The following is a 9,950-nucleotide window of genomic DNA, read 5'->3' on the forward strand; positions in this document are numbered from 1 at the left end:
AACCCCTTGGGATCAACCCGCCTATGGCGTGGACGCCGCGGTTACGAGCACCGCGGCGTCCATTCCCTTTCAGGTCCAGCGTTTCAGAGCGGCCGGTCGTCCGGATCGCCGGCGAGGATGCGCGCGGCGTCACCCGCCGGATCGTCGTACTGGCCGCTCTTGAGCGACCACCAGAAGGCCGCCAGCCCGCCGAGCGCGATCAGCACCGACAGGGGCGCCAGGACCAGCATGATGTTCATCGCCGTCTTCCCGCCAGGTTCATCCGCAGCGCATTCAGCGTCACCACGATCGAGGATCCGGACATCGCCAGGGCCGCGATCAGCGGATTGACGAAGCCCAGCATCGCCGCCGGCGCCGCCACCACATTATACGCGGCGGCGAAGCCGAAGTTCTCGAGCGCCCGGGCGCGGGCCGCCCGCGCCACGTCGATGGCGTCGACCACGGCCATCAGCCCCTCGCCCGAAAAGACGAGATCGGCCGCGTTCTGGCTCGCGTCCAGCGCCGTTCCCGGGGCCATGGCCGCATGCGCCTTGGCCAGGGCGGCGGTGTCGTTCAGGCCGTCGCCGACCATCAGCACCTTCCAGCCGGCCTCGGCGGCCGTCTCGATCTGCTGGGCCTTCTCGGCGGGGCTCAGGCCGGCGCGCCAGTCGTCGACCCCCGCCTCCCGCGCCGCCCGCTCCACCGGCCCGGCCACGTCGCCGGACAGGATCCGCACCGACAGCCCGCGGGCGCGCAGGGCCGCGACCGCTTCGGCCGCGTCCGCGCGCAGATGGTCGGAGAACCGCAGCCGCACCTTGGTGTCGTCCACGAAGCCGAACCACAGCTCGGTCTCGCTGGCGTCGGCGCTCGACACCCCGACGAAGGCCGCCCGGCCCAGCCGCGCGCGGCGGCCCTGCACCAGGCCTTCCACGCCCTGTCCTGCGAACTCGATGACCCCTTCGGCCGAAGGGCCGGGGCCCGCCTCGGCCGCCAGCGCCCGCGCCAGCGGGTGGGCCGAGGCGCGGGCCAGCGGCGCGGCCAGGGCCACCACGGCCGGCGGCGCATCGACCAGCCGCGGCCGGCCCTCGGTGAGGACGCCGGTCTTGTCCAGCACCACGTGGTCCACCTCGGCCAGGCGCTCCAGCGCCGCGCCGGATTTCACCAGCACGCCCTTGCGGAACAGCCGTCCGGAGGCGGTGATCTGCACCGCCGGCACCGCCAGGCCCAGGGCGCAGGGGCAGGTGATGATCAGCACCGTGGCCGCCCGCAGCAGCGCCTCGCGCGGGCCAAGCCCCAGGGCCCAGCCGCCGGCGAAGGTCAGGGCCGCCAGGGTGTGCACCACCGGCACGTAGATCGATGCGGCGCGGTCGGCCAGCTGCACGTAGCGCGACTTCGACTGGGCGCCGGCCTCCACCAGCCGGGCGATCGCCGCCAGGGCCGAGTCGTCCGAGCGGGCGGTCGCGCGCAGGCGCAGCGTCCCCGACAGGTTCACAGCCCCGGCCCGGCAGTCGGAGCCCGGTCCCACGGCCACGGGCGTCGTCTCGCCGGTCAGCAGCGCGTTGTCGAACGCCGAGGTTCCGGTCTCGACCACCCCGTCGACGGGGATGCGGTCGCCGGGGCGCACCACCAGCAGGTCGCCGGCGGCGACCTCGCTCAGAGGCACGCGCCGCTCGGCGCCGTCGCTCCCCACCACCACGGCGGCGGGCGCCTGCATGGCCAGCAGGTCGGCCGCGGCGCTGCGGGCGCGGGCCCGCAGGCGATGGTCCAGCCAGCGGCCGATCAGCAGCAGGAACAGCAGCGAGACCGCCGCGTCGAAATAGGCGTCGCGCCCACCCATGATGGTTTCGACGAAGCTGATCGTCAGGGTCAGCAGCACGCCGATGGAGATCGGCACGTCCATGTTGGCCCGCCCGCGGCGCAGCGAGCGCCAGGCGGATTCGAAGAACGGCATGCCGGCGTACATCGCGCACGGGGCGGCGATGATCGCCGACAGCCACAGCATCAGGGTGCGCGTGGCCGGGCCCAGCTCCTGGCCGAACAGGCCCGCCCACACCGGCACCGAGAACATCATCACGTTGCCGGCGCCGAATCCGGCCACGGCCATGGCCAGCAGCAGGCGGCGGCCTTCCTTGTCATGGGCCGCCTGCGCCTGGCCGGGATCATACGGAGTCGCCGGATAGCCGGCGTTCTCCAGCGTGCGGATCACCGCCGCCGGGTCGCCCGCGCCGTCGGCGAAGCCCACGACCAGCTTGCCGGTGGTCAGGTTCAGCCGCGCCTGGGTCACGCCCGGCAGCGCGGCGACCTCGCGCTCGATCTTGGCCAGGCAGTTGGCGCAGCGCGCGCCGCGGACCAGCAGCTCCAGGCTCTGGCCGCCCTCGGCCCGCGGCCGCAGGAAGCCGCTGAGGTCGCCGCCGGCCAGATCGTAGGTCAGCGCCACATCAGCCTCCGCTCGCCCTCGAAGCGGCGGCCGCCCGCGTCCACCGCGTCGAACGTCAGGTCCCAGGCCCCGCTCATGGCGCCGGCCCGCGCCGCGTAGACGCCGGGCGCGATCTCCTTGAAGGCCGGGTTGATCCGGCCGCTTTCGGTCGCCGGCCGCTCCAGCCTGCCGGTCACCTTCAGCCCCTCCACCGGGCCGTCCAGCCGGTCGCGGATCTCCACGACGACCTCCTCGCCCCGCACCCCGGCGACGGCCCGCCAGCCCAGACGTTCCTGCGCGGCCATCTGGGCGAGCCTGCGGTTGTAGGCGATCCCGTCTTCGTAGGGCGTCACAGACACCTGGCCGGGGAACGACTGGATCGCCAGGGTGATCATCACCGCATTCACCGCCGTGATGACGCCGAAGAAGCCGATCATGGCGACCAGCACGTGCCAGCCGCGGATTCGGAAGCCGGGGGTGGTGTCGGTCACGCTCATCGCTCGTTCGCAGCTCCGGAGAGGAAGGTGGTCTTGGTGGTCACGACCTGGCCGTCGACGCGCAACTCGAACGCCGCAGGCAGATTGGCCGCGCTCAGGCTGGCCTCGGGCGCCGTGACGAAGACGCGCACCGCCCGCACCTGGTTGGGCTCCAGGGTCACGGTCAGGGGGCCGGAGGTCGGCTCCTCGCCCGGCGTCTTCAGTTTGACGTCCTCGACCCCGGTGAAGCGGATCGTGGCCGTCCGCGGTTCGAACCCGCGGTTGGAGATCTTCAGCGTGTAGCCGTCGCGGATCGAGCCGTCGTGCAGCCGCACGAAGGTCGGGTTGCGGTCGCGCAGCACGTGCAGGTCGTATTCGGTGCGGTTCAGGAAGCCCCACAGCATCAGCGCCGAGACGACCGTCAGCGTCACCGCATAGTAGATCGTGCGCCCGCGGATCAGGCGGTACACCGCCGGCTGCTTGGCTTCGCGCTGCAGGACCGCCGCGTCGGTGTCATAGGCGATCAGCCCCTTGGGCCGGCCCACCTTCACCATCATCTCGTTGCAGGCGTCGATGCACAGGCCGCAGTTGATGCACTCCAGCTGCGCCCCGTCGCGGATGTCGATGCCCATGGGGCAGACGACCACGCACTGGTTGCAGTCGATGCAGTCGCCGCGGCCTTCCCAGCTCGCGCCCTTCTTGTGCGGGCCGCGGGGCTCGCCGCGGTCGCGGCGGTAGGTGACCTGCAGGCTGTCCTTGTCCAGCATCGCGCCCTGGATGCGCGGCCACGGGCACATGTAGGTGCAGACCTGCTCGCGCATGGTCCCCGCCAGCAGGTAGGTGGTCGCCGTCAGCACGGCGCAGGACACATAGGCCGTCATCGGCGCCTGGCCCACCCAGAACTGGCGGATCAGGGTCGGGGCGTCGTGGAAGTAGAAGATCCAGGCCCCGCCGGTGCCGAAGGCGATGGCCAGCCACACCGCGTGCTTGCCGCTCTTGCGCCACAGCTTGTCGAACGACATCGGCGCGGCGTCCAGGCGCATGCGCGCGTTGCGATCGCCTTCGAACAGCCGCTCCACATAGATGTAGAGGTCGGTCCAGACCGTCTGCGGGCAGGCGTACCCGCACCACAGCCGGCCGAACAGCGCCGTCGTTAGGAACAGCGCCAAGGCCGCCATCACCAGGAGCCCAGTGATGAAATAGACCTCCTGCGGCCAGAGCTGGATGAAGAAGAAGTAGAAGCGCCGGCCGGTGAAGTCGACCAGGACCGCCTGGTCCGGCAGAGCGCCGGGGCGCTCCCACCGGATCCAGGGGGTCACGTAGTAGATCCCGAGGGTCAGGATCAGCAGCGCCCATTTGATGTTGCGCCACTGGCCATGGACCAGCTTCGGATAGATCTGCTGGCGCGCCTTGTAGAGGCCGCCGCCTGGCCCGCCCTTGGCGCGGGTCTTGGCGGCGACCGAGACCGGACCATGCCCCTCTTCCTGGGCTGGCTTGGGCTTGGTCCGATCGATCACGACGGTCATGACGGTTACCTACTGGCCCCCGGCGTTGGCGTGGATATAGACGGCCAGGGCCTTGATGGTCTCCGGGTCGAACCGGGCGCCCCAGGCGGGCATGACGCCGCCGCGGCCGTACCAGATCTGGCCGTGGATGCTTTCGCGGTCCGAACCGTAGAGCCAGTCGGCGTCGGTCAGGTCGGGGGCGCCTTGCTTGACGTCGCCCTTGCCCTGCGGGCCGTGGCAGATCGCGCATTGCTGCTGGAACACGGGGGCCGCGCGGGCCACCGCGCCGGCGTCGGCCTTGCGGCGCGACAGCGCGACCACGTACTCGGTCATGTCGTCCACCTGCGCCGGCGTCAGCATCTGGTCCTTGCCGAAGGCCGGCATCTGCGAGAAGCGCGTGTCCGGGTGATCGGAGCGGATGCCCACCGTCAGGGTGCGCTGGATGTCCTCCAGCGTGCCGCCCCACAGCCACACGTCGTCGCGCAGGTTGGCGTAGCCCTTGGCGCCGGTGCCGCCTGCGCCGTGGCAGGTGGCGCAGTTGTCGCCGAAGATCGACTGGCCGACCTGCAGGGCGTAGGCCTGCAGCTCAGGGTCCCTTTCGATCTGCTCGAGGCTCGCGCTCTTGAGCTGGGCCGAGCCCGCCCCGCGCAGGGACTGCAGTTCGGCCAACTCCTGCACCACGTTGGCGCGGTCGGAATGGCCGCGGACCCCCTTGGTGTAGCCGCTGATCCCCGGCCAGGCCGGCATCAGCACCCAGTAGACGATGGAGGCGGCGACGGAGGCCCAGAACACCCACAGCCACCAGCGGGGGAGCGGGTTGTCCAGCTCGCGGATGCCGTCCCACTCGTGACCGGTGGTCTCGACGCCGGAGACTTCGTCGATCTTACGGTCCGACATGGTCATCCTCATGATCTTCGAGCGGAAGCTGCGCCATGCGGCGGAACGCTTCCTTGTTGGAGGGCCAGAGCGCGTAGACGCATCCGGCGACAAAGATGGCCGCGAAGTAGATCAGCCCCCCTTGTTGGGCGAACCGGGCCACGGTCTCGTATTCGAAGCCGCTCATCTCAGGTTCTCCGGCGCCTCGGCCTTGTAGGTGCTGAAATCGACCAGGGTGCCCAGCATCTGCAGGTAGGCGATCAGGGCGTCCATTTCGGTCAGGCGGTCGGGATCGCCGTCGAAGTCGCGCTGCAGCACCTTGTCGCCGTAGCGCTTCTTCAGGGCCGTGCCGCCCGAGGAGAACGGATCGGCCTGGGCTTCCAGGTCGGCCTGCACGTTGTCGATCATCTCCTGGGTGTAGGGCACGCCCAGGCGGGTCATGGTCGCCACCTTGGCCTGCAGGTCGCGGGCGTCGAGCTCGCGGCCGGCCATGAAGGCGTAGGGCGGCATCACCGATTCAGGCACCACCGAGCGCGGGTCGATCAGGTGGTCGCGGTGCCAGGCGTCCGAGTACTTGCCCCCCACCCGCGCCAGGTCCGGACCGGTGCGCTTGGAGCCCCACTGGAAGGGGTGGTCGTACATGCTCTCAGCGGCCAGGCTGTAGTGGCCGTAGCGCTCGACCTCGTCGCGCAGCGGACGGACCATCTGCGAGTGGCAGACGTAGCAGCCCTCGCGGATGTAGATGTCGCGTCCCGCCAGCTCCAGCGGGGTGTAGGGCCGCACGCCCTTCACCTTCTCCACCGTGCTTTCCAGGTAGAAGAGCGGGGAGATCTCGACCAGGCCGCCGATCGAGACGACCAGCAGGATCCCGATCACCAGGAGCAGCGAATGCCGCTCGAGCTTGCCGTGATGTTTCCACATGAGGAGGCCCTCCCTACTCGGCCGCGATGAGCGCGGGGGTGGGCTGGCCGGCGCCGGCGCCTTGAGCGACGCTGGGCATCCGGACGGTGCGCCACAGGTTGTAGGACATGATCACCGCACCGGAGAGGAACATGAGCCCCCCGAGCGTGCGGATGACGTTCTCGATGTGCTTGGCCGAGACCGTCTCGACGAAGCTGTTGGCCAGGAAGCCCTGCGGCGTGTACTCGCGCCACATCAGGCCTTCCATGATGCCGGAGACCCACATCGCGGCGATGTAGAGCAGGATGCCCGTCGTCGCGATCCAGAAGTGCCACTCCACCAGGGTGTTGGAGTAGAGTTTGTCCTTCTTCCAAAGCCACGGCACGAGGCAGTAGACCGCGCCGAAGCTGATGAAGCCGACCCAGCCCAGGGCGCCGGAGTGCACGTGGCCGATGGTCCAGTCGGTGTAGTGGCTGAGCGAGTTCACCGCCCGGATCGACATCAGCGGGCCTTCGAAGGTGCTCATGCCGTAGAAGGCGACCGAGACCACCATCATCCGGATCACCGGGTCGGTGCGCAGCTTGTCCCACGCCCCCGACAGGGTCATCAGCCCGTTGATCATGCCGCCCCAGGAGGGCATCCACAGCATGATCGAGAAGGTCATGCCCAGGGTCTGCGCCCACTGCGGCAGCGCCGTGTAGTGCAGGTGGTGCGGACCGGCCCAGATGTAGATGAAGATCAGCGCCCAGAAGTGCACGATCGACAGGCGGTAGGAGTAGACCGGCCGCTCGGCCCGCTTGGGCACGAAGTAGTACATCATCGCCAGGAAGCCGGCGGTCAGGAAGAAGCCGACGGCGTTGTGGCCGTACCACCACTGTGTCAGGGCGTCCTGCACCCCGGCGAACAGCGAGTAGGAGCGGTGGCTCAACCCGCCGACCGGCAGCGCCAGGTTGTTGACGATGTGCAGCATCGCGATGGTCACGATGAAGGCTAGGTAGAACCAGTTGGCCACGTAGATGTGGGGTTCCTTGCGCTTCCAGAGCGTGCCCAGGAAGACCAGCAGGTAGGCCACCCACACCACCGTCAGCCACAGATCGACGTACCATTCGGGCTCGGCGTATTCGCGCGACTGGGTGATCCCGGCCAGGTAGCCGGTCGCCGCCAGCACGATGAAGAGCTGGTAGCCCCAGAAGACGAACCAGTGCCACACCCCGCCGGCCAGGCGGGCGCGGCTGGTGCGCTGGACCACGTAGAAGGAGGTGGCGATCAGGGCGTTGCCGCCGAACGCGAAGATCACCCCCGAGGTGTGCAGCGGCCGCAGCCGGCCGAAGTTCAGCCAGCCGGCCTCTGGGAAGTAGAGCAGGTTCGGCCAGGACAGCTGGGCGGCGATCACCACCCCCACCAGCATGCCGACCACGCCCCAGAACATGGTCGCGATCACTCCGGCGCGGACCACGCCGTCGGCGTAGCGGTCCTGTGGGGAGTCGAGCCCGCCGGAGGAGATCCCCACGGTCAAGGCTGAAAAGGCGGCCACGAAGGCGCCCAGGAAGATGTAGCCGTGGAACCGGAACAGCGGATCCTCGGTGAAGGCCGTCGCCAGGAGCGCGCCCAGCGCGCAAACCCCTGTGAAGACGTAGAGCAGGACGGCGTCGAGCGGCGCGTCCCTCTTGGCGGCAATTTGAGTCATTTCGCCCCCGGGCGGATTCGTTGGCATCGGGGGGCTTCTTCGCGTGCGGCGCAGCAAGGGGCCTTGATCTGTGTCAAGGCGTTGATTTCCGGCGTGTCGCAGCCTGCCCTCAGATCGTAGTCATGGAGGCCGGCGTGGTGCGGGACGAGGACATGGGCAAGCTGCGGATGGCTGGCGCGGGCGCCGCCATCGTCGGATCGGCGGTCAGCGCCGAACTTGCTTGGCTGCATGCGCGCGAGTTGTCGGCCTTCGGCGTGATCTGCGGCGGGGCCACGCCGCACTGCGGCTGGTGCGTCTCGGCCGCGGGCCTGGCGGCCCTCGCCGCCGGCCTGCTCTACGCCCAGTGGCGCGCCGCCCGCCCCGCCCCCGTCGCGATCCGCTCCGACGACGCCTAGGCTTTCGCCGACGGCCGGACGCACGCCGCTTTCGCCGCGCCGCAACTGCTGCGACTGTGGCCTTGCAACAGCGGAGGTGTCTGCGTGAGCGTCTGCGTCCTGGGCGGAATCAATCTCGACCACGTTGTCCGCGTCACCGCCCTGCCCGCGCCGGGAGAGACGGCGGCCGGGCGCGACCTCGCCGTCACCCCCGGCGGCAAGGCGGCCAACCAGGCGGTGGCGGCCGCCCGCTTCGGCGCGCGCGCCCGCTTGCTCGGCGCGGTGGGACAGGACGCCGCGGGCGCCCAGATGCTCGCCTTTCTGGCCCGGGCAGGCGTCGACGCCTCCGGGGTCACGCGTCTCGAGGGCCAGACCACCGGCCAGGCCTTCATCACCATCGACCGAGCCGGCCGCAACACCATCGTCGTCGCCGCCGGCGCCAATGCGGCCTTCCTGGACGACCATGTCCGCGCCGCCGACCTGGGCGGCGCCCGGGTCCTCCTTACGCAACTGGAGGCGACCCTTCCCGCCGTCGAAGCTCTGTTCCGGGCTCCGGCCGCCGCCGATGCGGTCAAGATCCTCAACGCCGCCCCCGCCCTGGAGGAAGCCGCGCCCCTATTGCCCCTGGCCGACATTGTCGTGGTCAACGAGATCGAGCTCGCCCGCTTCGCCGGCCTCGAGGCGCCGCCGGCCGGCCTGGCGGCGGCCACCGCCGCGGCCCGCCGGCTGCTCGCCCGTCCCGACCAGACGGTGGTGGCCACCCTCGGCGCCGAAGGGGCCCTGGCCGTCACCGGCGGCGAAGCCATCCATGCGCCGGGCCGCCGCGCCGAGGCGGTGGACACCGTCGGCGCCGGCGACTGCTTCTGCGGCGTGCTCGCCGCGGCCCTGGCCGAGGGCCTGGGCCTCGAGCCCGCCCTCTCCTACGCCAACGCCGCCGCCTCCATCGCGGTCACCCGGCGCGGCGCGGCCGAATCCGCCCCCCGCCGCGCCGAGGTCGAGCGCCTTGTCGGCGTCGCGGCGGGCTGACCGGGCATGTGCTTCTCCGCCAGCGCCAGCTTCGTCGCGGCCGCAGTCACCGGGGCCGCGGGCCTGGCGTGTCTCGCCCGGGTCCGCCGCCCGGCCGAGATCCCGCTGGCCGCCACGCCCCTCATCTTCGCCATCCAGCAGGCGATCGAGGGCCTCATCTGGCTGCGGTTGGGGCACGATCCGGCCGCGCCGACGGCGGGGCTCGCCCTCGCCTTCCTGGTCTTCGCCCAGGTGGTCTGGCCGATCTACGCGCCGCTCGGCGTGCTGCTGGCCGAGCCCGAGCAGCGCCGCCGCCGGCTGATGACGCCGCTCGTGGCCGTGGGCGTCGCTCTGGGGATGTGGCTGCTGGCCGGCCTGCTGGCCCATGAACAGCGCGCCGTGCTGATGGAGCACCACGTCGCCTACGGCTGGGGCGGGCGCCCGACGCTGGTGGTGGCCGGCGCCTATCTCTCGGCCGTGGGGATCGCGCCGCTGATGTCCTCGCAGCGCGCGGTCATCGCCCTGGGCCTTGTCGTCCTGGCCGGCAGCGCCGTCGCCATCACCTTCTACTTCAACGCCTTCCAGTCGGTCTGGTGCTTCTTCGCGGCGCTGGCCAGCGCCGTCCTCGTCGCCCATTTTCACCGCCCGCTTCCGCGCATCGCGGCCGAGGCGACCCCCACCGCCCCGGCCTGAAACGCCAAGCCGGTTCGGTCATGCGCCGGCCGAGTTCGG

11 protein-coding genes are annotated in these 9,950 nt (G+C 70.8%); 3 read left to right on the plus strand and 8 right to left on the minus strand.

Translation table 11 applies throughout. The annotated features are described in order from the left end of the window. Window positions 1-83: 83 nt before the first annotated feature. From ccoS to ccoN, 8 genes are read right to left on the minus strand one after another with little or no spacing between them, the layout of a single operon-like run. Window positions 84-239: a cbb3-type cytochrome oxidase assembly protein CcoS gene (gene ccoS, locus ACK4YQ_RS11045; RefSeq protein ID WP_409611300.1), complete on the minus strand. Its 156-nt coding sequence runs from the start codon at window positions 237-239 to the stop codon at window positions 84-86. Then, window positions 236-2,410, minus strand: a complete 2,175-nt coding sequence (locus ACK4YQ_RS11050; RefSeq protein WP_409611332.1) for a heavy metal translocating P-type ATPase — start codon at window positions 2,408-2,410, stop codon at window positions 236-238. Before ACK4YQ_RS11050 ends, ccoS begins: the two co-directional genes overlap by 4 nt. Next, entirely contained in the window at window positions 2,407-2,886 is a 480-nt protein-coding gene (locus ACK4YQ_RS11055; RefSeq protein WP_409611302.1) for a FixH family protein, read from the minus strand. Before ACK4YQ_RS11055 ends, ACK4YQ_RS11050 begins: the two co-directional genes overlap by 4 nt. Before the next feature lie 2 nt (window positions 2,887-2,888). Continuing rightward, window positions 2,889-4,397 carry a cytochrome c oxidase accessory protein CcoG gene (gene ccoG, locus ACK4YQ_RS11060; protein WP_409611304.1) on the minus strand — a complete coding sequence of 503 codons (1,509 nt, stop codon included), beginning with the start codon at window positions 4,395-4,397 and terminating at the stop codon, window positions 2,889-2,891. Between the two features lie 9 nt (window positions 4,398-4,406). After that, window positions 4,407-5,273, minus strand: coding sequence for a cytochrome-c oxidase, cbb3-type subunit III (gene ccoP, locus ACK4YQ_RS11065; RefSeq protein ID WP_409611306.1), 867 nt, complete (start codon window positions 5,271-5,273; stop codon window positions 4,407-4,409). After that, window positions 5,260-5,439, minus strand: coding sequence for a cbb3-type cytochrome c oxidase subunit 3 (locus ACK4YQ_RS11070; RefSeq protein ID WP_409611308.1), 180 nt, complete (start codon window positions 5,437-5,439; stop codon window positions 5,260-5,262). Before ACK4YQ_RS11070 ends, ccoP begins: the two co-directional genes overlap by 14 nt. After that, window positions 5,436-6,173 (minus strand): cytochrome-c oxidase, cbb3-type subunit II, encoded by a 738-nt coding sequence (gene ccoO, locus ACK4YQ_RS11075; RefSeq protein ID WP_409611310.1) that lies wholly within the window; start codon window positions 6,171-6,173, stop codon window positions 5,436-5,438. The genes ACK4YQ_RS11070 and ccoO overlap by 4 nt, the downstream gene beginning before the upstream one ends. 13 nt (window positions 6,174-6,186) lie before the next feature. Next, a complete protein-coding gene (gene ccoN, locus ACK4YQ_RS11080) occupies window positions 6,187-7,839 on the minus strand; it encodes a cytochrome-c oxidase, cbb3-type subunit I (RefSeq protein ID WP_409611312.1) in 1,653 nt (550 codons plus the stop codon). A 122-nt stretch (window positions 7,840-7,961) separates the two neighbouring features. Between ccoN and ACK4YQ_RS11085 the strand changes: the two genes are divergently transcribed. The 3 genes from ACK4YQ_RS11085 to ACK4YQ_RS11095 all read left to right on the plus strand — a co-directional run bounded on the left by ACK4YQ_RS11085 (window position 7,962) and on the right by ACK4YQ_RS11095 (window position 9,911). Beyond that, window positions 7,962-8,234 carry a hypothetical protein gene (locus tag ACK4YQ_RS11085; RefSeq protein ID WP_409611314.1) on the plus strand — a complete coding sequence of 91 codons (273 nt, stop codon included), beginning with the start codon at window positions 7,962-7,964 and terminating at the stop codon, window positions 8,232-8,234. A gap of 84 nt (window positions 8,235-8,318) precedes the next feature. After that, window positions 8,319-9,239, plus strand: a complete 921-nt coding sequence (locus ACK4YQ_RS11090) for a ribokinase (RefSeq protein ID WP_409611316.1) — start codon at window positions 8,319-8,321, stop codon at window positions 9,237-9,239. Window positions 9,240-9,245: 6 nt separating this feature from the next. Further along, window positions 9,246-9,911 (plus strand): DUF6629 family protein, encoded by a 666-nt coding sequence (locus tag ACK4YQ_RS11095; protein WP_409611318.1) that lies wholly within the window; start codon window positions 9,246-9,248, stop codon window positions 9,909-9,911. Window positions 9,912-9,950 lie beyond the last annotated feature (39 nt).

It is taken from the genome of Phenylobacterium sp., assembly GCF_046291545.1.
Classification (GTDB): Bacteria; Pseudomonadota; Alphaproteobacteria; order Caulobacterales; family Caulobacteraceae; genus Phenylobacterium.

What these genes read in the sequence shown, in the direction of transcription:
- ccoG (WP_409611304.1), bottom strand. Translation starts at nt 4,397, where the DNA reads ATGACCGTCGTGATCGATCGGACCAAGCCCAAGCCAGCCCAGGAAGAG.
- ACK4YQ_RS11085 (WP_409611314.1), top strand. Translation starts at nt 7,962, where the DNA reads ATGGAGGCCGGCGTGGTGCGGGACGAGGACATGGGCAAGCTGCGGATG.
- ccoN (WP_409611312.1), bottom strand. Translation starts at nt 7,839, where the DNA reads ATGACTCAAATTGCCGCCAAGAGGGACGCGCCGCTCGACGCCGTCCTG.
- ACK4YQ_RS11070 (WP_409611308.1), bottom strand. Translation starts at nt 5,439, where the DNA reads ATGAGCGGCTTCGAATACGAGACCGTGGCCCGGTTCGCCCAACAAGGG.
- ccoP (WP_409611306.1), bottom strand. Translation starts at nt 5,273, where the DNA reads ATGTCGGACCGTAAGATCGACGAAGTCTCCGGCGTCGAGACCACCGGT.
- ccoS (WP_409611300.1), bottom strand. Translation starts at nt 239, where the DNA reads ATGAACATCATGCTGGTCCTGGCGCCCCTGTCGGTGCTGATCGCGCTC.
- ACK4YQ_RS11095 (WP_409611318.1), top strand. Translation starts at nt 9,246, where the DNA reads ATGTGCTTCTCCGCCAGCGCCAGCTTCGTCGCGGCCGCAGTCACCGGG.
- ccoO (WP_409611310.1), bottom strand. Translation starts at nt 6,173, where the DNA reads ATGTGGAAACATCACGGCAAGCTCGAGCGGCATTCGCTGCTCCTGGTG.